Below are 24,013 nucleotides of genomic sequence, written 5' to 3' on the forward strand. Positions count from 1 at the left end.
GCAGCATCATGCGCCCATGGGCAGGCCATGACACTGACCGAGGCTATACAAAGCACACTGCAATACCACCCGGAAATCAGCCAGAGCGTAAACAGCCGCCTGACTGCGGACGAGGAACTGAAGTTTGCCAGGGGCGGCTATCTGCCAACCGTCGACCTTCTGCTCGGCTACGGCCGGGAGAACACCGACAGTCCCTCCACCCGCGCCCAGGGCGACCACAATGACGAAACCATGAACCGCGGCGAGTCCGAAATCCGCCTTCGGCAGATGCTGTTCGACGGTTTCGGCACTCCCAACGAGGTCAAGCGCAACGAGGCCAACGTCAACTCCAAGGCCTTCCGTATCCTCGGCACCTCGGAGAACGCCGCCCTGCGCACCGTCGAGGTCTACCTCGACGTGCTCAAGCGTCGCGAGATGGTGGCCCTGGCGAAGAACAACCTGCAGGCCCACGAACGCATCGGTGACCAGATCCGCCTGCGCAGCGAGCGTGGCGTTGGCAGCACCGCCGACAACGATCAGGCCATCGCCCGTCTGGCCCTGGCGCAGAACAACCTCTACACCGAAGAGGTGAACCTGGCCGACGCCGAAGCCAGCTTCTATAGCGCCACCGGACGGATGCCGGACCAGCTGGAGTCGCCCTCCACCGTGAAGGCGGAAGTGCCGCCGGACTTGCTGGCGGCACGGCAGAACATGCTCAGCGACAACCCGCTGCTCAAATCCGCCCAAGCCGACGTGAACGCCGCCGAAGCCCAGTACGAGGCCGCCAAGGCGCCCTTCTACCCGCGCTTCGACGCCGAACTGGCCAAGAGCGCCAACAACAACATCGACGGCGAGGAAGGCCATTTCAACCAGTGGCAAGCCCAGGTGGTGATGCGCTACAACCTGTTCAACGGGATGCGCGACAAGGCCCACCTGAACGCTACCTCGCACGAGATCAACGAGGCCCAGGACATCCGCAACAACGCCCTGCGCCTGATCAACGAGAACCTCTCGCTGGCCTGGGACGCGATGGAGAACGCCAAGAAACAGACCCAACCGGCCCGCGAATACGCCGACTACACCCGCAAAGTGCGTGAGGCGTACCAGCAGCAGTTCACCCTCGGCCAGCGCACCCTGCTCGACCTGCTGGACAGCGAGAACGAACTGTTCACCGCCAACCGCCGCTATACCGAGGTCCGCTACACCGAGGAGTACTCGATGTACCGCGTGCTCGCCAGCATGGGTTACCTGCTCAAGTCCCAGCACGTGGTGGCGCCGCACGAAGCCGTGGCCCTCACGGATGTGAAGAACGAGGCACGCCTGCCTGATCTGAAATAAGAAAGTCGCACACGGCCGCCCTCCGTACCCCCGTGCCATCCGGCACCGGGGTGGCGGTCGTGAAGCGATACGACAGAGGGCGCGGAACCGTCGTGCGGCGATAGGCCGGCACCCCGCGGGGGGCGACCGGCGGCGACTGGGCCCGGGAGGAAGTAGCGTGACCATGATCATCCAGGAGCGCGGCGTACCCGCGCCCGGCGACCCACGCCTGAGCCATGACGACCCTCTGCTCGACGGTCTGCTGATCCTCTGCCGCCTGCACGGCTGCACGGTCAGCCGCAACACCCTGGCCGCCGGCCTGCCGCTGCCCGACCAGCGCCTGTCCGCCAGCCTGCTGCCCCGTGCGGCGGCTCGCGCCGGGCTGCAGGGCCGCCTGCTGCGCCGTGAACTGAAGAGCATCTCCAGCCTCAACCTGCCGGTGCTGCTGCTGCTCAACGACGGCCGCAGCGCCGTGCTGCGCCAATGGCGCGACGACGGCCAGGCGCTGATCCTGCCCTGCGAGACCGAAGGTGGCGAGCAGTCCGTCAGCGCCGAAGAGCTGGCCGCCCAGTACAGCGGCCAGGCCCTGTTCGCTCGCCCGCGCCACGAGCTGGAGGCCGCGCGCAAACCGCTGGTGCCGCGGGTGGAAGCCTGGTTCCGCGATACCCTCGGGCTGTCGCGCTGGCTGTACACCGACGCGCTGGTGGCCAGCCTGCTGATCAACCTGCTGGGCATGCTGGTGCCGCTGTTCGTCATGCAGACCTACGACCGCGTGGTGCCCAACCAGGCACTCTCGACCCTCTGGGTACTGGCCGCCGGCCTGCTGCTGGGGACGATGTTCGAACTGCTGCTGCGGGTACTGCGTTCCAACCTGCTGGACATGGCCGGCAAGAAGACCGACGTGGTGCTCTCGGCGACCCTCTTCGAACGCATCACCGGCATGTCGATGGTGGCCAAGCCCGAGACGGTCGGCGGCTTCGCCCAGAGCATCCATGACTTCCAGGGCCTGCGTGAATTCCTCACCGCGCTGACCCTGACCAGCCTGATCGACCTGCCCTTCTCGCTGCTGATGATCCTGGTCATCGGTCTGCTCGGCGGCTGGCTCATCGCGATCCCGCTGCTGGCCTTCCCGATCACCATCGTCTTCGCCCTGATCATCCAGAGCCGCCTGCGCGACACGGTGCAGAAGAGCCTGACCCTGGGCGCCGAGCGCCAGGCACTGCTGATCGAAACCCTCGGCGGCCTGGAAACCCTCAAGGCCTGCGGCGCCGAGAGCGAGCGCCAGTACCGCTGGGAAAGCACCCACGGCGCCCTCGCCCGCCTGGACAACCACGCCCGCTTCCTCTCTGCCCTGGCCACCAACGGCACCCTGTTCCTGCAGCAGTTCGCCGGCTTGGCGATGATCTGCGCCGGGGTCTACAGCATTCTCGACGGCAACCTCAGCGTCGGCGCGCTGGTCGCCAGCTACATGCTCAACAGCCGCGTGCTCGCCCCACTGGGGCAGATCGCCGGGCTGATCACCCGCTACCAGCAGGCGCGCCTGACCATGACCAGCACCGACGCGCTGATGGCCCTGCCGCAGGAGCGCCAGCCGCGCCAGCGTCCGCTGGAACGCACGCAACTGCACGGCGCCCTGGAAGTCCGCCAGCTCAGTTTCAGCTACCAGGGCCAGACCACCCCCGCGCTGAACCACATCAGCCTGCGCCTGGCGCCCGGCGAGAAGGTCGGCATCATCGGCAAGAGCGGTTCCGGCAAGAGCACCTTCGGCCGCCTGCTGATGGGTTTCTACCAGCCCGACGAAGGACAGATCCTGCTCGACGGCCTGGACCTGCGGCAGATCGACGTCGCCGACCTGCGCCAGCAGATCGGCTACGTGGCCCATGACCTGCCGCTGCTGGCCGGCAGCCTGCGCGACAACCTCACCCTCGGCGCACGCTACATCAGCGATGCGCGGATGCTGGAGGTGGCCGAGCTGACCGGGGTCAGCGAGCTGGCCCGGCAGCACCCGGCCGGCTTCGACCGCCCGGTGGGCGAGCGTGGCCAACTGCTCTCCGGTGGCCAGCGCCAGGCCGTGCTGATGGCCCGTGCCATGCTGCTCGACCCGCCGATCCTGCTGCTGGACGAGCCCACCAGCGCCATGGACAACAGCAGCGAGGAAATCCTCCGCAAGCGTCTCCACGAAGCCTGCCGCGACAAGACCCTGCTGCTGGTCACCCACCGTACCTCGATGCTCAGCCTGGTCGACCGCCTGCTGGTGCTCGACAGCGGCCGCATCGTCGCCGACGGCCCGAAAGACGCGGTCATCGAAGCATTGCGCAAGGGCCACGTCGGCCCGGCAGCGGGGTAATCGCCATGCAGTTCTCCCAATCGATCCGCGACTACCTCGGCGGCAACGGCGCCCGCGACACCGAGTTCATGCCCGAGGTCCAGGGCACCTTGCTGGAAGACTCGCCCAACGCCACCCGCATCACCCTCTGGGCAGCCTTCGCCCTGCTGGTGGTGGCCATCGTCTGGGCCTATTTCGCCGACATCGAGGAAGTGACCAAGGGCGAAGGCAAGGCTATCCCCTCCTCCAAGGTGCAGACCATTCAGAACCTGGAAGGCGGCATCGTCTCGGAAATCTTCGTTCGCGAAGGCCAGGTGGTGAACAAGAACCAGCCGCTGCTGCGCCTGGACGACACCCGCTTCGTCTCCAACAAGGGCGAAACCGAAGCCGACCGCAACTCCCTCGAAGCCCGCGTCGAGCGCCTGAGCGCGGAAGCCGAAGGCCGCGAACCGGTATTCACCGATGCGCTGAAGAAAGACGCCCCGCAGGTGGTGGAAGACCAGCTGGCCCTCTACCAGACCCGCCAGCAGCGCCAGAACAGCGAGCAGAACATCCTCCAGGAACAGCTGCGGCAGAAGAGCCAGGAACTCCAGGAGTTCCGCGCCAAGCAACAGCAGTACCGCTCGAGCCTCGGCCTGGTGCAGCAGGAGATCAACATGTCCGAGCCGCTGGTGAAAAGCGGCGCCGTCTCTCCCGTGGAGCTGCTGCGCCTGCGCCGCAGCGCCGTGGAGATCAACGGCGACCTCAACGCCACCAGCCTGGCCATTCCCCGCGCGGAAGCGGCGGTGAACGAAATCCAGCGCAAGGTCGAGGAGTCGAAGCTGGGCTTTCGCAGCGACGCGCTGAAGGAGCTCAACGAAGTCCGCACCGACTTCAACAAACTCACCGCCACCAGCCGCGCCATCGACGACAAGGTCAACCGCACCCTGGTGGTCTCGCCCATGCGCGGCATCGTCAAGCAGCTCAAGGTCAACACCATCGGCGGCGTGGTGCAGCCGGGTAGCGACATGATCGAAATCGTCCCGCTGGAGGACAACCTGCTGGTGGAAGCGCGGGTGCGCCCGCAGGACATCGCCTTCCTCCATCCCGGGCAAAGCGCCACGGTGAAATTCACCGCCTACGACTACACCATCTACGGCGGGCTCAAGGCCAAGCTGGAGCTGATCAGCGCCGACACCATCACCGACGACAAGGGCAACAGCTTCTATCTGATCCAGGTGCGCACCGACAAGAACCACCTGGGCACCGACGCCAAGCCGCTGCTGATCATCCCCGGCATGGTGGCGACGGTGGACATCATCACCGGTGAGAAGAGCGTGCTCGACTACATTCTCAAGCCTGTGCTCAAGGCACGGTGGGAAGCGTTGCGGGAGCGGTGAGACATATTTTCGCGAGCAAGCTCGCTCCTACATGAAGAGCACCGTCACCTGTAGGAGCGAGCTTGCTCGCGAACCCTCCATCACTCGTCCCCTCGCCAATGCGCCCCCGGCCCCTCCTCCGCCAGCCGATCCCCCGGATTGCGCAGCGGGCAGGCCTCCATCGACAGACAACCGCAGCCGATACAGCCGTCGAGCTGATCGCGCAACAGCAGCAATTTCTCGATCCGCTCGTTCAGATCATCCCGCCAGCGCGCCGACAATCGCGCCCAGTCCGCCGCCGTCGGGCTGTGGCCCCTGGGCAGTGAATCCAGCGCCGCGGCAATTTCCCCCAGGGGAATGCCAACCCTTTGCGCGACCTTGATCACCGCCACCCGCCGCAGCGTGTCGCGCGGATAACGACGCTGGTTGCCGGCATTGCGGCTGCTGCTGATCAGCCCCTTGGCCTCGTAGAAATGCAGGGCCGAAACCGCCACGCCAGCGCGCCTGGCCAGCTCGCCGACACTCAGCTCCCGATGGAGCGAACAGGAAGAAGATTCTCTCATGGGCTATTGACCTCAACTTAAGTTGAGGTTTTACCCTCGCCGGGCATTCGGTTCAAGACAGGAGCCAAGAACCATGACCCAGCCCAGCCTGACCCACGCCTGCGTGGACAATCCGCATTTCGTCCTGCAGATCGAGATCGGCGTGACGCCGCAGCAGCGCGCACAGATCGCCGCGAAACTGGGTGACTACCTGGAGCATCTCCAGCAACTCTTCCACCAGCGCCCCGGCTACCTCACCAGCGAACTGCACGCCGAAAGCGAACCGCAACGCCTGGTCGGCCGCCTGCACTGGCGCCGCCGGGAAGACTGGGAAGCCGCCTGGGATTGCCGCAGCACCGCCAGTGACCTGTTCGCCGACAGCCTGCTCAAGCTCGGTGCGCGGAGTATTCGATTCGGCAGTGGGGAGACGGAGCAGGTCCTGGCATAGGGCGCACAGCCTTGCTTTACCTGTAGGAGCGGGCCATGCCCGCGATCGCGCCCATGGGGCGCTCCTACAAGGGGGCTGTGCCCGGCAGGCTCATGTGCAACAGCGGAAACGGTCGCCCCTCCCCATCGGTGGGCGAACGTCCGGTCTGCACGAAGCCGTAGTGCAGATAGAACCCCACCGCCTGCGGGTTCTGCTCATTGACGTCGACACTCAGCGAATCGCGCGACTCGCGCAGGAAATCGAGCAGCCGGGTGCCGATGCCCTGGCCGCGCACCTCGGGATCGATGAAGAGCATTTCCACATGGTTCTCATTGAGCCCGATGAAGCCCAATGGCTGGTCGTCGCTGTCCACCGCCACCCACACCTCGACGGCGGGCAGGTACAGGTCGCGGACCTGCGGCAGCAGCGCGTCGATATCCGACGCCTGGAGGAAGTGATGGGTGGCGCGCACGGCGTGCAGCCAGATGTCGAGCAGGCGCGGATTGTCCGCGGCGATGCGTTGGCGAATGAGCATGAATGCATCCTGATTCAGCAGATCACAAAGGGATAGCACGCCACGCAGGGTGACGGCCGTTGGAGCGTCGGCAGCATGAATGCCCGCTTCGCGATTCAACGCCTGGGCGGAGCACGGCAGAGGCAGCCGGAAAAGAAGGGACGTCGATCCTAACCAGCCTTTCCCGGCGGGTAAAGCCTCACTCGCGGTGCCAGCGCCAGCCGTCCTCCCTGCATTCCAGGCGCGCTTCCAGCTCCAGCCGGGCGAGGAACGCGTCGTCGTGGGAGACCACCAGCAGCGCCCCCCGGTATTGCCGTAGCAGGATCTCCAGCGCCTCGCGGGACGCCAGGTCCAGATGGTTGTCCGGCTCGTCCAGCAACAGCAGCTGCGCCGGTTGTTCCGCGTAGATTTCGCACGCCAGCGCCGCCTTCAATCGCTCGCCGCCGCTCAGCACGCCGGCCGGCTGATCGACCCGCGCGGCGGGCAATCCCAGTTGCGCCAGTCGCGTGCGCAGCACGGACTGCTCCACCACTCGATTGCGCGCCTGCAGCTGCTCCAGCACCGAGCGCCCGGGCAGCAGCGCCGTCAGATGCTGATCCAGATAGGCACCGCGCACCTTCACCTCGCACGCACCTGACGCAGGGCTCAATTGGCCGGCCACAATCCTGAGCAAGGTCGACTTGCCGCTGCCATTGCCTCCGATCACCGCCACGCGGCGCGGCCCCATCAGTTGCAGATCCAGCGGCGCGGCATTGCCGAACGGCAAGCGCACCGCCTCCAGCGAGAGTACGCCGCGCTGCTCGGGCAGCTCGCAGTCCGGTGCGTTGAGCACCACCTCGACCGCCTCGCGCAGCTGCCCGAATGCCTCCCGCACCTCGCGCGCCAGCTGCTCGCGGCGATCGCCGTGCTGGGTGTTCAGGCGGGCGATGCTGGCCTGACTACGCTCCTTTTGCCGGTCGACGAGGATCTTCGCCTGGTTGGCCTCACGCGCTTCCTTCCGTCCTTTTGCCTGCCGATGTTCCTGGCGCTCGCGCTGCTCCTGCATCGCCCGTAGCTGCCGGTCGCGCTCCAGCTTGCGGTGCTGCAATTCGCGCTGCGCGTTGTCCTGCTCCTGCTGGCGAACGTCGCGATAGAAGCCGTAGCCGCCGGCGTAGCTGCGCAGCCCGGCGCAAGACAGTTCGACGATGCGCGGCAGGTCGTCCAGCAGCAGGCGGTCATGACTGATCAGTACCACCCCGCCGCGCCAGCGCTGCAACTGTTCACGAAGCGCTTCGCGCCCGGCACGGTCGAGGTGGTTGCTCGGCTCGTCGAGGATCAACCAGTCCGCTCCGCTGAGCCAGGCGCCGAGCAGCGCGACCCGCGTGCACTCGCCGCCGCTCAGTTGTGCGGCCGGCGTGTCGGGTCGCAGGTGCCCAAGTCCGCTGGCTGCCAACTCGGCCTCCAGGCGCGCGCGGATATCCCAGCGCCCGTCGAGGCACTCGAAATCGGTGGGGTCGACGCCGCCTGCCTCGACCCGAGCCAGCGCATCCAGCAAGGGCTGTACGCCAGCAAGATCGGCCACGCTGCGAAACGCCTGCGGTTCGATGCGTTGTGGCAGGTAATGCGCAGGCCCCGAACGCAGGCAGCGCCCGCCGCTGGGCTGCAGCTGGCCGGCCATGATGCGCGCCAGCACCGACTTGCCCGCGCCATTGCGCCCGACCAGCGCGGTGCGGCGATCGTCGAAAGTTTCGTTGAGGTCGCTCAGCAGCGGTTCGCCACTGGGCAGATGGAAGGAGACGCCGTGCAGCGCCAGGGTGAGAGGGCTCGTCATATGCCATCCAGATTGATGCCGGAAATCCCCCAGGCAGAACCTGGGACGGAAACGGGCCGTGAAACCACGGCGGCATCAATTGCGCATCGGACGAACACCTCGCGAAGGGGAATGAGGGGTGCAGTATAACAATCCTGCGCCCGTGGCAGGAGCGCCGGCCTGCCGGCCGGTTCGCGGGCATGGCCCGCTCCTACGAGATCAAAAGCCCCTCACCCTAACCCTGGCTGCGCGCCCCGCTCCTCAAGCGGGAGAGGGGACCGTCCGGTGCAGGATGAAACCATGACGTCAGCCGGCACGATCTGCCCCCTCTCCCTCAGGAGCGGGGCGCGCAGCCAGGGCTGGGGTGAGGGGGCGTGTCGGCACAGATTGTCCAGAAGAAGACAGTTGCTCCTGCAAGAGACGCGCGGTGCCAAATTGTAGGAGCGTGCCATGCACGCGATGGCGGACAAGGTCCGCCGTTGTCAGGATGAAGGACGCGGCCCGTGATTACGCTGGAAGATCTCCTCTCCCATCGCCGCGATCTGCCCTTCGATCAGCGCATCGAACGGCTGCAGCAGTTCGGCATGGGACTGCGGCGCATCCAGCGCATCGAGGGCATGCACCACCGCCTCGATGGTCGACAGCGCGCCTTCGGCCGGCGCCTTGCGCAGGCGATAGCGCGAGGTCAGCCCCTCCGGCAGGACGACTCGCGGGAGCGCTGCAAGATCGGGGTTGAGGTGCAACAACTTGCGCGCCTTGCGCCAGGTGCCGTCGGGCACCACCAGCAAGCGCGGTTTATCCACGGGCCGCGCCGCCACATCGGCAAGCGTGACGGCGGACTCGCCAGGGAACAACAGCCAGGCATCCCAGGCCGACAGGTCCAGTCCGCTGAAATCTTCCCCCACCCGCAGCTCGGCATTAGCCAAGCCGAGCACTGCCAGCCGCGCGGTGTTCAGCGCATGGCCGACCTCGCTCGGATGCTGCAGCAGGAGCACATGGGTGCGGTTGTCCAGATGCGGGATCAGCGCGCACAGACAGTGCGTCAACGGGCGCTCGCAACGCGGGCAGCGGGCGCGGCTCATGGCGTGTTCGGCTGCGTACGCAGCAGGTCGCGGAAATTCTGGATCAGCGGCTCGCGGGAGCGGCCGCGACGCAGGATCAGGGAGAACGGTGCCTGGTAGCCGAAGGTGGTCGGCAGCAAGGCCCGCAGGCGGCCCTGCTCCACCCAGGGGTGGGCGTAGTGCTCGGGCAGGTAGCCGATGTAGCCGCCGGAGAGGATCAGGATCAGCTGCGCCTCCATACTCTCCACGGTGCCGGCACTGTGCTTGAAGCCGTGCCGCGCCAGCTCCGCCTGGCTCCAATAGCCGCGGCCGACCATGCGCTGCTGGGTGATCAGCTCGGCGGGAATGCGCCGGCCATCGAACAGCGGGTGGCGGTCGCTGCAGTACAACCAGTGCTGCTCCCTATAGAGAGGCTGGTAGACCAGGCCGTTCATCCGGCTGAAGAAGGAGCCGATGGCCAGGTCCAGGCGGTTGTCCAATACCGCCAGCTGCAACTCGTAGGGACTCTGCACCTGCAAATGCAGGTGCACCGCCGGGTGCAGGCTGCTGAAAGAGCCGATGACGTCGGCCAGCGGCAGTGCCGGATCGCTCACGGTGGAGTCCAGCACGCCGAGGTTGAGGGTGCCGCGCAACTCGCCCTTCAGGGTCGCCGCGTAGCGCTCGAAGCCTTCCAGTTCGCCGAGGATGCGCAAGGTTTCCTGGTAGAACAGCTCACCTTTGCTGGTCAGCCCGAAGCCGCCACGGCCGCGGTGGCAGAGCACGATGCCCAGCTGGTTCTCCAGCTGGCTCATGTAGGTGCTGATCGCCGAGGTCGACAGGTTCAGCTCCTGCTGGGCGGCGGCGAAGCCCTGGCTGCGCACCACGCAGGCAAAAATCCGCAGCAGCTTGATGTCAGGCAATGCACTGGCGGTCATATGGACTCCGTAAAACGGCGGCAAAGCCGCTCTAGTTCAGTACTTTCTGCACCAGCGAAACGAACGATAGCAAGCTGCCTATCGATCCGCAGGTCAGGTCCCATGCGCCCGGCAACCTTACCCCTGCGACGAGGTGGCGCAGTCTAGCGCCCAGGGAAAGTTTAGAAAACTCTGAACTGATTATTTGTAGCCAGCGATTTTTCCCACTACCCAACCTGATGAGAATCCGACCTCAGTATCAACAAGCCTGTTTCCACGAAGACAGCGATCAGCCTGAGGCCCTCCCCATGGACAAGAAACTTCACCAGCCCCTGGGCGGTAACGAAATGCCGCGTTTCGGCGGCATCGCCACCATGATGCGCCTGCCGCATATCCAGTCCCCCGAAGAGCTCAACGAGCTCGATGCCGCCTTCGTCGGCGTGCCCCTGGACATCGGCACCTCCCTGCGCTCCGGCACTCGTTTCGGGCCGCGCGAAATCCGCGCCGAATCGGTGATGATCCGTCCGTACAACATGGCCACCGGCGCCGCGCCGTTCGACTCGCTGAACATCGCCGACATCGGTGACGTGGCGATCAACACCTTCAACCTGCTGGAAGCCGTGCGCATTATCGAGGAAGCCTACGACGGCATTCTCGACCGCGGCATCATCCCGCTGACCCTGGGTGGCGACCACACCATCACCCTGCCGATCCTGCGTGCCATCCACAAGAAGCATGGCAAGGTCGGCCTGGTGCACATCGACGCCCACGCGGACGTCAACGATCACATGTTCGGCGAGAAGATCGCCCACGGCACCACCTTCCGCCGTGCGGTGGAAGAAGGCCTGCTCGACTGCGACCGCGTGGTGCAGATCGGCCTGCGCGCCCAGGGCTATACCGCCGAAGACTTCAACTGGAGCCGCAAGCAGGGCTTCCGCGTGGTGCAGGCCGAAGAGTGCTGGCACAAATCGCTGGCCCCGCTGATGGCTGAAGTACGCGAGAAAGTCGGCGGCGGCCCGGTTTACCTGTCCTTCGACATCGACGGTATCGACCCGGCCTGGGCGCCCGGTACCGGCACCCCGGAAATCGGTGGCCTGACCACCATCCAGGCCATGGAAATCGTGCGTGGCTGCCAGGGCCTGGACATCATCGGTTGCGACCTGGTGGAAGTCTCCCCGCCCTACGACACCACCGGCAACACCTCGCTGCTCGGCGCCAACCTGCTGTACGAAATGCTCTGCATCCTCCCGGGCGTAGAGCGCCGCTAAGCGCGCGAGACCACCGATGAATAACGATGCCTGCGTAGCACAGGTGTTGGAGGCTGCCCGCGATCTCGTGGCAGCCTTCGCGCGCACCGACACCGAGGCCTACTTCGCGGCCTTCAGCGAAGACGCCAGCTTCATCTTCCACACCTGGCCGCAGCCGCTGCTGTCGCGCGCGGCGTATCGCGAGGTGTGGGAAGGCTGGCTGCGTGACGATGGCTTCGAAGTCCTCGAATGCCAATCCAGCAATACCTTTGTCAGCCTGCAGAGTGACGACGTGGCCGTGTTCTGCCACGACGTCGCCACGCGGCTGCGCATCCAGGGAGAGGAAAGCCTGAACCACGAACGGGAGACCATCGTCTTCCGCCGTGATCCGAAACAAGGCCGCTGGCTGGCCACGCACGAGCACCTGTCACCGTCTCCGACGCCATAAAGACAGGGCATCCCGGGAGGAAGTCATGGATAACAAGAACAACGCACACGCCATTACAACGATCGAGACATTCGGGGTCGAGCAGATCCCGGATCACGAACGCAACGCCACGCCCACCGATCTGTTCCGCATGATCTTCGGCGGCGCCAACACCTTCGCCACCGCTGTGCTCGGCAGCTTCCCGGTTCTGTTCGGGCTGTCGTTCCAGGCCGGCGTCTGGGCCATCGTCCTCGGCGTGCTGGTCGGCTCGCTGATCCTCGCGCCCATGGGCCTGTTCGGCCCGCTCAACGGCACCAACAACGCGGTCTCCTCGGGCGCCCACTTCGGCGTGCACGGGCGGATCGTCGGCTCGTTCCTGTCGCTGCTCACCGCCGTGGCCTTCTTCTCCCTCTCCGTATGGAGCTCGGGCGATGCGCTGATCGGTGGCGCCAAGCGCCTGTTCGACCTGCCGGAAACCGACCTGACCCTGGGCCTGGCCTACGGCCTGTTCGCCGTGCTGGTGCTGATCGTCTGCATCTACGGCTTCCGCTTCATGCTGATGGTCAACAAGATCGCCGTGTGGGCCGCCAGCCTGCTGTTCCTGCTCGGCCTGTTCGCCTTCTCCGGCCCCTTCGATGCCAGCTATGCCGGCACCGTGCAGATGGGCGGCGAAGGTTTCTGGGCCGCCTTCATCGGCGCCGCCCTGCTGGCCATGAGCAACCCGGTGTCGTTCGGCGCCTTCCTCGGTGACTGGGCGCGCTACATCCCGCGCGAGACCTCGCAGAAGCGCATCATGCTGGCAGTGATCCTCGCCCAGCTGGCGACCCTGATCCCGTTCCTGTTCGGCCTGGCGACCGCCACCATCGTCGCAGTCAACGCCCCGGACTACATTGCGCAGAACAACTACGTCGGCGGCCTGCTGGCGGTATCGCCGAGCTGGTTCTTCCTGCCCGTGTGCCTGATCGCGGTGATCGGCGGCATGTCCACCGGCACCACCTCGCTGTACGGCACCGGCCTGGACATGTCCAGCGTGTTCCCGCGCCTGCTCAACCGCGTACAGGCCACCCTGCTGATCGGCGTGCTGTCCATCGCCTTCATCTTCATCGGTCGCTTCGCCGCGAACCTGGTGCAGAGCGTGTCCACCTTCGCCGTGCTGATCATCACCTGCACCAGCCCCTGGATGGTGATCATGATCCTCGGCCTGGTGATTCGCCGTGGCTTCTACCACGCCGACGACCTGCAGGTGTTCACCCGTGGCCAGGAAGGCGGCGCCTACTGGTTCCACAAGGGCTGGAACTGGCGCGGCATGGGTGCGTGGATCCCGAGCGCGGCCCTGGGCCTGTGCTTCGTCAACCTGCCGGGCCAGTTCGTCGGTCCGCTGGGCAACCTGGCCGGCGGTATCGACATCAGCCTGCCGGTCACCCTCGGCATGGCCGCCCTGCTCTACATCGCCCTGCTGCGCACCTTCCCGGAATCCGCCGGCGTGTATGGCCCCAAAGGCCCGCGCTGGGTAGGCAGCCATGATCGTCCGGTACTGGACATCAGCGAGCCGGCAGCCTGATCGACCGCCCGCCCCAGGCGGAGCGATACCCCAAAGCCCCATCGGACCGACCTCCGTCGGTCCGGTGAATCACCGCACGCCACAAGCGTGCGGCAACAATGACAATGCAAGTGTGAGGAGCCGATCATGGCCTTGGATATATTCGTTGTTCTGATCTATGCCGCCGGCATGTTGGTCCTGGGCTGGTACGGCATGCGCCGCGCCAAGACCCATGAGGAGTTCCTGGTGGCCGGTCGGAACCTCGGCCCGTCCTTCTACATGGGCACCATGGCTGCCACCGTACTGGGTGGCGCGTCCACCGTCGGCACCGTGCGCCTGGGCTACGTCCACGGCATCTCCGGCTTCTGGCTGTGCGCGGCCCTCGGCGCCGGCATCATCGCGCTGAACCTGTTCCTGGCCAAGCCGCTGCTCAAGCTGCGCATCTTCACCGTCACCCAGGTCCTGGAGCGTCGCTACAACCCGATGGCCCGCCAGGCTTCGGCAGTGATCATGTTCGCCTACGCCCTGATGATCGGCGTGGTCTCCACCCTGGCCATCGGCACCGTCATGCAGGTGCTGTTCGGTCTGCCGTTCTGGGTCTCCGTCCTGCTGGGCGGCGGCGTGGTCGTGGTGTACTCCACCATCGGCGGCATGTGGTCGCTGACCCTGACCGACATCGTGCAGTTCATCATCAAGACCGTCGGCCTGATGTTCGTGCTGCTGCCGATCTGCCTGTACCGCGTGGGCGGCTGGGATGAGCTGGTGGCGAAACTGCCGGCCAGCGCCTTCAGCTTCCACACCATCGGCTACGACACCATCATCACCTACTTCCTGATCTACTTCTTCGGCATCCTGATCGGCCAGGACATCTGGCAGCGCGTGTTCACCGCCCGCGATGAGAACGTGGCCAAGTACGCCGGCACCACCGCGGGCGTGTACTGCGTGATCTACGGTCTGGTCGGCGCCCTGATCGGCATGTGCGCCAAGGTGCTGCTGCCTGACCTGGACAACGTCAACAACGCCTTCGCCGCCATCGTTCAGTCCGCCCTGCCGGACGGCATCCGTGGCCTGGTGATCGCTGCCGCCCTGGCCGCCATGATGTCCACCGCCAGCGCCGGCCTGCTCGCCGCCTCCACCACCATCACCGAAGACCTGCTGCCCAAGCTGCGCGGCGGCAAGGAATCGAGCCTGGGCACCAGCCGCCTGTTCACCGCCCTGACCGGTCTGGTGGTACTGGCCATCGCCCTGGTAGTGAATGATGTGATCAGCGCCCTGACCCTGGCCTACAACCTGCTGGTAGGCGGCATGCTGATCCCGCTGATCGGTGCCATCTACTGGAAGCGCGCTACCACCGCCGGCGCCATCACCAGCATGGCCCTGGGCTTCATCACCGCCCTGGTGTTCATGCTCAAGGATGGCTTCGACGCCAACACCCCGATCTACTACAGTCTGGCCGTCGGCCTGGTCAGCTTCATCGTCGTCAGCCTGCTCTCGCCCCGCCCGGTTGCGGTCGCCGACGCAGCCTGATCGAGCACCACATAAAGAATGGGGCGCGGCGAGTCGATCACCGCGCCCCGTTTCATTTCACGACCTCTCCCTGTAAGGAAACTGCCATGACCACCTGCGGCGAATTCCTCGTCAAGCAACTCGAAGCCTGGGGCGTCGACACCGTCTTCGGTATCCCCGGCGTGCACACCGTCGAGCTGTACCGTGGCCTGCCCCACAGCGATATCCGCCACATCACCCCGCGCCACGAACAGGGCGCCGGCTTCATGGCCGACGGCTATGCCCGCGTCACCGGCAAGCCGGGCGTGTGCTTCATCATCACCGGCCCGGGCATGACCAATATCCTCACCGCCATGGGCCAGGCCTACGCCGACTCCATCCCCATGCTGGTGATCTCGAGCGTCAACGAGCGCTCGCGCCTGGCCCACGGCAACGGCTACCTGCACGAGCTGCCGAACCAGCGCGCCATGGTCGCCGGCGTCAGTGCCTTCAGCCACACCCTGATGAGCGTCGACGAGCTGCCGGCTGTGCTAGCCCGCGCCTTCGCCGTGTTCGACAGCGAGCGTCCGCGCCCGGTACACATCGAGCTGCCGCTGGACATCATCACGGCTCCGGCCGACCACATGCAGGTGCGCCCGCGCGTGCAACTGGCCCGCCCGGCCCCGGCGCGCTCGCCGCTGCACGAGGCCGCCGCCAAGCTGGCCAAGGCGCAGAAGCCGCTGCTGCTGCTCGGTGGCGGCTGCGTCGAAGCCCAGGCCGAAGCCCGCGCCCTGGCCATCGCCCTGGATGCGCCGACCGCACTGACCATCAATGCCAAGGGCCTGCTGCAGCCCGACCATCCGCTGCTGATCGGCAGCAACCAGTCGCTGATCCCTGTACGTGAACTGGCGCTGGAGGCCGACGTGGTCCTGGCCATCGGCACCGAGCTGGGCGAGACCGACTACGACGTGGTGTTCGACGGCAACTTCAAGATCGGCGGCGAGCTGATCCGCGTCGACATCGACCCGCAGCAGCTGATGCGCAACCAGACGCCGAAGATCGCCATCCACGCCGACGCCCGCACCGCCATGCGCGGCCTGCTGGAGCTGCTGCCGGCCCGCGAAGCCGATACCAACAGCCCCGGCGCCCAGCGCGCGGCCAAGGTGCGTGCGCAACTGGCCGAGGACTTCAGCGGCTGGGAGCACTACCGCACCCTGTTCGCCAAGATCCTCGAAGTGCTGCCCGATGCCCGCTTCGTCGGCGATTCCACCCAGACCGTCTACAGCGGCAACCACCTGGTGGAACTGGACGGCGGCCGCCGCTGGTTCAACGCCTCCACCGGCTACGGCACCCTGGGCTACGGCCTGCCGGCGGCCATCGGCGCCAAGCTCGGCGAGCCGGGCCGCCCGGTGATCAGCCTGATGGGCGACGGCGGCCTGCAGTTCACCATGACCGAACTGGCCAGCGCCGTGGAAGCCAAGGTAGGCATCGTCGTGCTGCTGTGGAACAACTACGGCTACGGCGAGATCAAGCGCTACATGGAACGCCGCGACATCATCCCGCTGGGCGTGGACATCTACACTCCGGACTTCCTCGCCATCGCCAAGGGCTTCGGCTGCGCCGCCGAGCGCGCCCGCGACCATGACCACCTGCAGGAGCTGCTGCGCAACGCCCCGAGCGATCGCCCGCTGATCGTGGAAGTGATGGAAGCGGCGCCCTTCGCGCCGTAATCCCATCACACAGGGGACGTCCCCTGTAGGAGCGAGCTTGCTCGCGAACAAACCCGAGCTGGGCGGTTCGCGAGCAAGCTCGCTCCTACGAAGAACACGCGGCGCTGCGCTCCCACACCTCCTCCGGAACCCGACAGATGAAAATCGTCACCCGTGACCGCTGGTTCGAGGTCCGCCACTGCTACGACGGCGTCAGCCTGATCCACGAGCCCTACGTCCGCCCCTTCTACCGCTGCAACCTGTGGCACATCCAGGGCCGCGACCGCGACGTGCTGGTGGACAGCGGCTCCGGTCTGGTCAGCCTGCGCGAGCAACTGCCCTGGCTCACCGAACGCCCGCTGCTGGCAGTCGCCAGCCACACCCACTTCGACCACATCGCCGGCCACCACGAGTTCGACGAACGCCTGGTGCATCCGGCCGAAGCCGACATCCTCGCCAACCCCGACGGCGAACGCACCCTGGCCACCGCCTTCGTCGGCGACGAGATGTTCGACGCTCATCCCGACTGCCCGCTGTGCTATGCCGAATACCGGGTCAAGGCCGCGCCGGCGACGCGCACCATCGACGAGGGCGACGTGCTCGACCTGGGCGACCGGACCCTGCAGGTGCTGCACACGCCGGGGCATTCCCCGGGCGGCATCAGCCTGTGGGAAGAGAAGACCCGGACGCTATTCTCCGGCGACATCATCTACGACGGCCCGCTGATCGAGGATGCCTACCATTCGAACCTCGATGACTACGCGAAAAGCCTGGCGCGCCTGCGCGAGCTGCCGGTGCGCACCGTGCACGGCGGGCATTTCCCGAGCTTTTCCGGAGAGCGCCTGAAGTCGATGATCGACGACTGGTTCAAGGCCCACGAATAGCGGGCAAGAAAAAACCCGCCATCAGGCGGGTTTTTCTTCAGCGGTTGGCCGAGGCGCGATCAGTAGCGCCGGCGCTGCTCCATCAGGCGACGCTGTTCGTCGCTGCGGATGGGGATGGGTTGCATGCGTGGAGGCTCGATCAGTCCGAGCGTGACAGCCAGTTTCCACGCGATGCCTTGCAGCCAGACTTTCATGGGATGCCTCCTCATTCCAATTCGGGTCGGGTGGCCCGTACCACCATGGGCCACCCTGGGAAAGAATAGCTCGGCGTCCCACTCTCCGCCCGCGCTACTCATTCCTTGATACAAAGCCTATCGGTTACCGCCGCCGCGACGCCTGACCTGAATCAAGGGCGCGGCACATCGGCCGATCACCGGCGCAGCTTTCGCCGTATCCACTGCTCGCTGCTGACCAGGGTAATGCCGGCCAGCACCAGTACCGCGCCGCCGACAAAGTTCAGGCTCAGCGGTTCACCCAGGATCAGCACGCCGAAGGCAATGCCGAACATCGGCGTCATGAAGGAAAACACCGCCAGGTTCGACGCCAGGTAACGACGCAGCAGCCAGAACCAGCAGAAATAGCTGAAGAACGACACCACCACACCCTGGAACAGCACGCTGCCCACGCCGATGGCGGTGAAGCTGACCTCATGGGTCTTGCCCAGCGCCAGTGCGGCGAACGGCAGCATCAAGGCGGCGACGAACATCTGGTAGAACAATGTCAGGCTCGGCGGTGCCTCGGACAGGCGCGTCGTACGCACCGCCACCGTGGTCATGCCCCAGGACAGGCCGGCGAGCACGCCGAAGAGATCGCCCAGCAACATGCGGCCATCCATCCCGGCGAGGTCGAAACCGCCACCAAAGCACAGCAGGATGCCGCCGAAGCACACTGCGATACCCAGCCACTGCAAGCGCCGCAGGCGTTCGCTGGGCAGCAGGAAGTGCAGGGCCAGCGCGGAGAAGATCGGCGCCGTGTAGAGGAATACCGCCATGTGCGAGGCGGAGGTGTATACCAGCCCCTGGGCAATGAAGAAGAACTCCGCGGCGCACAGCACCCCGGCCAGCATGCCGCCCTTCAGCGTGCCCTGGCGCAGCCCTTCCCAGCCGCCGCGCCAGCACATCCACAAGCCCAGCAGCACGGCGGCGATCAGGTTGCGCCCGAAGGCCTGCATGATCGGCGCGACATCCGGCGCCGCCAGTTTCACCGCCACCTGCTGGATGCCCCAGATCACGCACAGTCCGGTCATCGTCTGGATGGCGAACGCATCGGCGTTCTTGCGTTCGGGAATCATGGGCGTCTCCGGGCAACGGCACGGTCGACAGTCGGACTGGGCATGGCAAGGCTCATCAGTGAGATGGGAACGTCCTGGGAAAAATCAGCGCAACTAACGCCCGCCGATTATTTCAGTTCACGACGACTGGCCGCCAACGGAAACCCGCTGTCCAGCCAGCCACCAGCGACATCACTTGCCCGACTTCACCTGGCTCCAGGTGCGGGTGCGGATGCGTTCCAGCTTCGGCGGGAGCATCTCCACCGAATACAAACGGGCCTGTACCTCGGCCGACGGATAGACGTTGGGGTTGTCGCGCAGCGCCGCCGAGATCAGCTTGTCCGCCGCCTGGTTGGGGTTGGCGTAGGCAACGTAGTCGGAGATCGGCGCCACCACTTCCGGACGTAGCAGGTAATTGAGGAAGGCATAGGCCTGATCGACATTCCTGGAGTCCTTCGGAATCGCCAGCACGTCGAACCAGACCGGCGCGCCCTCCTTGGGAATGCGGTACTCGATATGGACGCCGTTGCCGGCTTCCTTGGCGCGAGCGGCCGCCTGCATCGCGCCACCGGACCAGGCCAGGGCGACGCAGATATCGCCATTGGCAAGATCGGTGAAGAACTTCGAGGAACTGAAGTAGGTGATATGCGGACGCAGCTGCATCAGCAATGCCTCGGCCTTCTTGTAGTCCTCGGGATTGCGGCTGTTCGGCGACAGGCCCAGGTAGAACAGCACCTGCGGGATCACTTCGGTGGGCGAGTCGAGGAAGGCCACGCCGCAGGATTTCAGCTTGGCGAGGTTCTCCGGCTTGAAGACCAGGTCCCAGGAATCCACCGGCGCATCGTCACCGAGCACGGCCTTGACCTTGTCGACGTTGTAGGCGATGCCGTTGGTGCCCCACATGTAGGGCATCACGTACTGGTTGCCCGGGTCCTTTGCCTGAAGCACCTTGAGCAGCGCGGGGTTAAGGTTCTTCCAGTTCGGCAGCTTGCCCTTGTCCAGCGGCTGGAACACGCCGGCCTTCAGGTAGTTGGGCAGGAAGCCGTCGCTGGGCACCACCACGTCATAGCCGGAATGGCCGGAAAGCAGCTTGGCCTCCAGCACTTCATTGCTGTCGAAGACGTCGTACTGAGGCTTGATGCCGGTTTCCTGCTGGAAACCCTTGAGGGTGTCCGGACCGATGTAGTCGAACCAGTTGTAGATGCGAACTTCGGGCTCGGCGTGGGCAGCGCAGGCGATAACGAGGGTAGCCGCGGCGAACAGGCCGCGCAGCACTTTATTCTTGTTCATGTCCTTCCCCATTGGATGCGCCCGCGCAATGCCTTACGAGCAAAAATGCCTTGCGAGCGAGAATGCCATCGAGCGGACTCTCGTCCGCCCGATGGCATCTGTCAACGCGCGCGGCCTTCGTAGCCTTGCAGCACGTTCACCGCGTTCACGCCGATGGCCTCGACCGCGTACCCACCTTCCATGATGAACAGGGTCGGGATGCCCATGGCGGCGATACGCTCGCCCATCTTCAGGTAGTCGGGGCTGTCCAGCTTGAACTGGGAGATCGGGTCGTCCTTGTAGGTGTCCACGCCCAGCGAGACCACCACCGCGTCCGGCGCGTAGGCGGCGATCTTGCGGCAAGCGTCTTCCAGCGCGGCGGACCAGCCATCCCAGCCGGTGCCGTGGGCCAGCGGGTAGTTGTGGTTGTAGCCTTCACCGGCGCCTTCGCCGTGCTCGTCGGCGTGGCCGAGGAAGTACGGGTACTCCACCAGCGGGTCGCCATGGATCGAGGCGAACAGCACATCGTTGCGGCGGTAGAAGATGTCCTGGGTGCCATTGCCGTGGTGGTAGTCCACGTCGAGGATGGCCACACGCCTGGCGCCCTGGTCGAGGAAGGCCTGGCTGACGATGGCGGCGTTGTTCAGGAAGCAGTAGCCGCCCATGAAGTCGCTGCCGGCGTGGTGGCCCGGCGGACGGCACAGGCCGAAGGCCATGTTGGCGCCCTGACGCATATGGTCCTGGGCGGTCAGCGCGACCTGGGCCGAGCTGTAGATGGCCTGCCAGGTACCGGCGGTGATCGGCGCCTCGGTGTCGAAGCTGTAGTGACCCAGCTCGCCCATCAGCGCGGTGGGGATCGGACCGTCACGGCGCAGGCGGCGGCCCGGGAAGGTGGTGGAGACCAGGTCGCCGGTGTGGCCTTCGGCCGCCCAGCGGGCCCAGGCGCCCTTGAGGAATTCTACGTAGCGGGTGTTGTGGGTGCGCAGGATCGGGTCCAGGCCGAAGTCCTTCGGCGCAATGACCTCGCCGAGGTTCTGCGACTTCACGCGGGCCAGCACGGTGTCCGCGCGGCTGGGCATTTCGAAGCAGGGCTGGAGTTTGCCATCGACCAGTTCGGACTGGCCGAAGTGCAGGCGGTGATCGTCGCTGTATACCGTGAGCATGGGAGTGACCTCGCAGGGATTCTTGTTCTCGGGTGGCAGGATTCTGCCCAGCCTGGACACGGCGCAGAACAGCGTGGGCGGCCAAAAGGGGATCGATATGGCCAGAATTTATGACCCTTAACTAACCGCACTCACCAACAGTTCACCACGAAACCCTCCCCTGCGGCACCCCGCCTCGCTATGCTTCAGGAAATCGCCACGGCGGGAACCGGCCTACTCCCGGTATCACGCCATGATCAAGGGATGAGGGGAAGATGCGGAATACCATCGCACGGGCATGCTCCCATGCCCTGCTGGCACTGCTGTTGTCGCTGGCAGGCGCTACTGCCGTGCAGGCGGACGAGCCGACCGAAGCGACGCCGGCGCCCTCCCTCGAACTGCCGGACCTGCCCGATACGGCCGACCTGGACCAGTTGGGCGATCGCCTGGAACTGATTCGCCAACGCGTCTCCGCCGACATCGACGACAGCCTCCTCTCCAGCTTGCGACAGGCCGCGTTGCAGGTCCAACTGCACGCCGAGCAGAGCGCGGGGGACCTCAGCACCAACCTGGCACGCACGGAAGACCAGCTCAAGGTCCTCGGTCCGGAAGTGCCCGGCGAAGCGGAAAACCTCACCCGCCAGCGCAACGACCTCCAGTCGCAGCAGACGGCACTGGCCAAGCAGGTGCAGCGCGCCACCCAACTGGACAGCGCCGCCCAGGACCTCGCCGCGCAGATCGTCAACCTGCGCCGCAGCCAGTTCAACTCGCAGATCGCCACGCGCTCCTCGCCCCCGTTCAGCCCGCGTTTCTGGTCCAACCTGATCCGCCCCACCGACGATGACCTGGCGCGCCTGCATACCGTCCACGACCAGATTGCCGAGGGTTTCGCCCAGGCCTGGCAGCCCGCCAACCGTACGCCCTTCATTGCCTGCCTGATCGCCGCCGTGCTGTTGTGGATACCGGGACGGCGCCTGCTGGAAGGGCTGCTGACCCAGGTGATGATCCGCTGGATCCCCGTCGGCCGGCTGCGCCGGAGTGCCCTGGCCCTGTCGGTGAGCCTGGCGACCATCCTCACCCTGGGGGGTGGCGCCGCGCTGATCCGCGAAGGGCTGGACTGGCACGAACAGCTCAACGGCGCCATGTCCAACCTGGCGGACCAGTTTCTCGCCCTGGAAGTTTTCTGCACCTTCACCGCCGGTCTCGGACGCGGCCTGCTGGCGGTGCAGCGCCCGTCCTGGCGCCTGCCGAACCTGCCCGACCCGGTGGCCAAGGCCCTGTCGCCCTTTCCCTGGCTGATGGCCTGGATGCTCCTGCTGCTTGGCACCCAGGAACGCCTGAACAGCGCCAGCGGCGCCAGCCTTGCCCTGACCGTAGCGGTCAACGGTGTCACCGCCCTGGCCACGGCGGCGCTGTTCGCCGCCGCGCTGTATCGCTACCGTCGCAGCTGCCGCGAAGCGGACGAGCATGAGACGTCCCCACTCGCCAACGTGATCGCCCTGGCCATCCTGTTCACGGTATTGCTGATCCTGCTGGCGCTCATCACCGGCTACCTCTCGCTGGCCTATTTCCTCGCCGGCAAGCTGCTCTGGGCCAGTGTCATCTGCGCCAGCGGCTACCTGCTGACCGCGCTGTTCGGCGACCTCTGCGAAGCCCTGCTGTCACCCAAGCACCCGCTCGGCGAGCGCCTGGCGCAGAACCTCGGGGTCAATCCGCAGCATCAATCGCAGTTCACCACCCTGCTGATCGGTGCCGGCCGTACCCTGCTGGTGCTGTCGACCCTGCTGGTGGCCTTCTCCACCTCCGGCACCAGCCCCGGCGAACTGCTGCAGGGCATGCTGCAGCTGGTGGAAAGCGGCCAGTCGCTGGGGCGACTGAACATCGTCCCGCAGGACATCCTGCTGGCCCTGGCGACGCTCGGCGGCGGCCTGTTCGGCCTGCGCCTGCTCAAGCGTTGGCTGGCCGACGAACTGCTACCGGAAACCAGCATGGACGTGGGTATGCGCGCCTCGCTGGTGACCCTGGTCGGCTACATCGGCATGGTCATCCTGGTGCTGCTGGTGCTCTCGGCGCTGCGCATCAACCTCACCAGCCTGACCTGGGTGGTCAGCGCCCTGTCGGTGGGCATCGGTTTCGGCCTGCAGGCCATCGTGCAGAACTTCATCTCCGGCCTGATCCTGCTCACCGAGCGCCCGGTGAAGGTCGGCGACTGGGTCAGCCTGACCGGCGGTGTCGAAGGCGACATCCGGCGGATCAACGTGCGCGCCACGGAGATCCAGATGTCCGACCAGTCCACGGTGATCGTCCCCAACTCGCAGTTCATCTCGCAGAACGTGCGCAACGTGACCATGAGCAACGCGCTGGGGGTGGTCAGCATCAGCCTGACGCTGCCGCTGGATACCGATGTGCTGAAGGTCCGCGAGGTGCTGCTGGCCGCTTTCGCCGAACACGAATCGATCACCGCCACGCCGGCCCCGTCGGTGACGTTCAAGGAGCTCGGCGCCACCGGGCTGACCCTGGGCATATCGGGCTACGTGAACAGCCCGCGAGCGGTGGCGACGGCGCGCAGCGACCTGCTGTTCACCATTCTCGGCCGCCTGCGTGAGCTGGGCATCCCGCTGTCCTCGCCGCAAAGCATGGTGCTGCAGCAGCCACTGCCCCCTCCGGAAAAAACCGCGCCGGACCCGGCAGAATGAGCCGGCCGCAGGTCGGCCGTCCTTTCAAGCTGATTCAGGAAACGCGCCCGACCTTCGGCAACCGCCGGCGCGCACAAATCGTTCATCTACCCGTCATAACCCCGTTACAAACGCTGGCGACACTCCCTGACTTTCAAC

20 protein-coding genes are annotated in these 24,013 nt (G+C 65.9%); 11 read left to right on the plus strand and 9 right to left on the minus strand.

Annotated elements, in window-relative coordinates; all coding sequences use genetic code 11:
• The first annotated feature begins 27 nt into the window (after window positions 1-27).
• The 3 genes from ACQ5BL_RS09030 to ACQ5BL_RS09040 all read left to right on the plus strand — a co-directional run bounded on the left by ACQ5BL_RS09030 (window position 28) and on the right by ACQ5BL_RS09040 (window position 5,001).
• On the plus strand, window positions 28-1,317 hold the full coding sequence (locus ACQ5BL_RS09030) for a TolC family outer membrane protein (RefSeq protein WP_430293102.1): 1,290 nt from the start codon (window positions 28-30) through the stop codon (window positions 1,315-1,317).
• Between the two features lie 163 nt (window positions 1,318-1,480).
• Window positions 1,481-3,643, plus strand: a complete 2,163-nt coding sequence (locus ACQ5BL_RS09035) for a type I secretion system permease/ATPase (RefSeq protein WP_243808981.1) — start codon at window positions 1,481-1,483, stop codon at window positions 3,641-3,643.
• A gap of 5 nt (window positions 3,644-3,648) precedes the next feature.
• Window positions 3,649-5,001 carry an HlyD family type I secretion periplasmic adaptor subunit gene (locus ACQ5BL_RS09040; RefSeq protein ID WP_207885328.1) on the plus strand — a complete coding sequence of 451 codons (1,353 nt, stop codon included), beginning with the start codon at window positions 3,649-3,651 and terminating at the stop codon, window positions 4,999-5,001.
• Between the two features lie 80 nt (window positions 5,002-5,081).
• Here ACQ5BL_RS09040 and soxR read toward each other — a convergent pair whose 3' ends face one another.
• Window positions 5,082-5,543, minus strand: a complete 462-nt coding sequence (gene soxR / locus ACQ5BL_RS09045) for a redox-sensitive transcriptional activator SoxR (protein ID WP_243808960.1) — start codon at window positions 5,541-5,543, stop codon at window positions 5,082-5,084.
• 73 nt (window positions 5,544-5,616) lie between these two features.
• Between soxR and ACQ5BL_RS09050 the strand changes: the two genes are divergently transcribed.
• Window positions 5,617-5,970, plus strand: a complete 354-nt coding sequence (locus ACQ5BL_RS09050) for an antibiotic biosynthesis monooxygenase (protein WP_243808959.1) — start codon at window positions 5,617-5,619, stop codon at window positions 5,968-5,970.
• A gap of 64 nt (window positions 5,971-6,034) precedes the next feature.
• On the opposite strand, the gene ACQ5BL_RS09055 is transcribed toward ACQ5BL_RS09050, so the two are convergent.
• The 4 genes from ACQ5BL_RS09055 to ACQ5BL_RS09070 form a co-directional block, all read right to left on the minus strand.
• The gene (locus tag ACQ5BL_RS09055) at window positions 6,035-6,484 is read right to left on the minus strand and encodes an acetyltransferase (RefSeq protein WP_243808958.1); all 450 of its coding nucleotides are present in this window, start codon (window positions 6,482-6,484) and stop codon (window positions 6,035-6,037) included.
• A 178-nt stretch (window positions 6,485-6,662) separates the two neighbouring features.
• Window positions 6,663-8,273: an ABC-F family ATP-binding cassette domain-containing protein gene (locus tag ACQ5BL_RS09060; protein ID WP_243808957.1), complete on the minus strand. Its 1,611-nt coding sequence runs from the start codon at window positions 8,271-8,273 to the stop codon at window positions 6,663-6,665.
• Window positions 8,274-8,734: 461 nt separating this feature from the next.
• Window positions 8,735-9,334, minus strand: a complete 600-nt coding sequence (locus ACQ5BL_RS09065; RefSeq protein WP_243808956.1) for a tRNA-uridine aminocarboxypropyltransferase — start codon at window positions 9,332-9,334, stop codon at window positions 8,735-8,737.
• A complete protein-coding gene (locus ACQ5BL_RS09070) occupies window positions 9,331-10,227 on the minus strand; it encodes a LysR family transcriptional regulator (protein ID WP_207885334.1) in 897 nt (298 codons plus the stop codon). Before ACQ5BL_RS09070 ends, ACQ5BL_RS09065 begins: the two co-directional genes overlap by 4 nt.
• Window positions 10,228-10,514: 287 nt before the next feature.
• On the opposite strand from ACQ5BL_RS09070, the gene speB reads away from it, so the two are divergent.
• The 6 genes from speB to ACQ5BL_RS09100 all read left to right on the plus strand — a co-directional run bounded on the left by speB (window position 10,515) and on the right by ACQ5BL_RS09100 (window position 17,498).
• Complete coding sequence (gene speB, locus ACQ5BL_RS09075; RefSeq protein WP_207885335.1) at window positions 10,515-11,474, plus strand: agmatinase; 960 nt, start codon at window positions 10,515-10,517, stop codon at window positions 11,472-11,474.
• A gap of 16 nt (window positions 11,475-11,490) precedes the next feature.
• Window positions 11,491-11,901, plus strand: a complete 411-nt coding sequence (locus ACQ5BL_RS09080) for a YybH family protein (RefSeq protein WP_207885336.1) — start codon at window positions 11,491-11,493, stop codon at window positions 11,899-11,901.
• A gap of 25 nt (window positions 11,902-11,926) precedes the next feature.
• Window positions 11,927-13,441 carry a purine-cytosine permease family protein gene (locus ACQ5BL_RS09085; RefSeq protein ID WP_243808955.1) on the plus strand — a complete coding sequence of 505 codons (1,515 nt, stop codon included), beginning with the start codon at window positions 11,927-11,929 and terminating at the stop codon, window positions 13,439-13,441.
• A 126-nt stretch (window positions 13,442-13,567) separates the two neighbouring features.
• The gene (locus ACQ5BL_RS09090; RefSeq protein ID WP_207885338.1) at window positions 13,568-14,947 is read left to right on the plus strand and encodes a sodium:solute symporter; all 1,380 of its coding nucleotides are present in this window, start codon (window positions 13,568-13,570) and stop codon (window positions 14,945-14,947) included.
• A gap of 86 nt (window positions 14,948-15,033) precedes the next feature.
• A complete protein-coding gene (locus ACQ5BL_RS09095; RefSeq protein WP_243808954.1) occupies window positions 15,034-16,635 on the plus strand; it encodes a 5-guanidino-2-oxopentanoate decarboxylase in 1,602 nt (533 codons plus the stop codon).
• Between the two features lie 137 nt (window positions 16,636-16,772).
• Window positions 16,773-17,498 carry an MBL fold metallo-hydrolase gene (locus tag ACQ5BL_RS09100; protein ID WP_207885340.1) on the plus strand — a complete coding sequence of 242 codons (726 nt, stop codon included), beginning with the start codon at window positions 16,773-16,775 and terminating at the stop codon, window positions 17,496-17,498.
• A 59-nt stretch (window positions 17,499-17,557) separates the two neighbouring features.
• Here the strand turns inward: ACQ5BL_RS09100 and ACQ5BL_RS09105 are convergent, their stop codons facing one another.
• From ACQ5BL_RS09105 to ACQ5BL_RS09120, 4 genes are all read right to left on the minus strand, one after another.
• Window positions 17,558-17,692: a PA1414 family protein gene (locus tag ACQ5BL_RS09105; protein ID WP_279381562.1), complete on the minus strand. Its 135-nt coding sequence runs from the start codon at window positions 17,690-17,692 to the stop codon at window positions 17,558-17,560.
• Between the two features lie 176 nt (window positions 17,693-17,868).
• The gene (locus ACQ5BL_RS09110) at window positions 17,869-18,789 is read right to left on the minus strand and encodes a DMT family transporter (RefSeq protein ID WP_243808953.1); all 921 of its coding nucleotides are present in this window, start codon (window positions 18,787-18,789) and stop codon (window positions 17,869-17,871) included.
• A gap of 171 nt (window positions 18,790-18,960) precedes the next feature.
• A complete protein-coding gene (locus tag ACQ5BL_RS09115; protein WP_243808952.1) occupies window positions 18,961-20,058 on the minus strand; it encodes an extracellular solute-binding protein in 1,098 nt (365 codons plus the stop codon).
• Between the two features lie 101 nt (window positions 20,059-20,159).
• Window positions 20,160-21,200 carry a histone deacetylase family protein gene (locus ACQ5BL_RS09120; RefSeq protein ID WP_243808951.1) on the minus strand — a complete coding sequence of 347 codons (1,041 nt, stop codon included), beginning with the start codon at window positions 21,198-21,200 and terminating at the stop codon, window positions 20,160-20,162.
• Window positions 21,201-21,454: 254 nt separating this feature from the next.
• On the opposite strand from ACQ5BL_RS09120, the gene ACQ5BL_RS09125 reads away from it, so the two are divergent.
• Window positions 21,455-23,875: a DUF3772 domain-containing protein gene (locus tag ACQ5BL_RS09125; protein WP_243808950.1), complete on the plus strand. Its 2,421-nt coding sequence runs from the start codon at window positions 21,455-21,457 to the stop codon at window positions 23,873-23,875.
• Window positions 23,876-24,013: the final 138 nt, after the last annotated feature.

The organism is Pseudomonas sp. B1-22 (assembly GCF_050474425.1).
Classification (GTDB): Bacteria; Pseudomonadota; Gammaproteobacteria; order Pseudomonadales; family Pseudomonadaceae; genus Pseudomonas.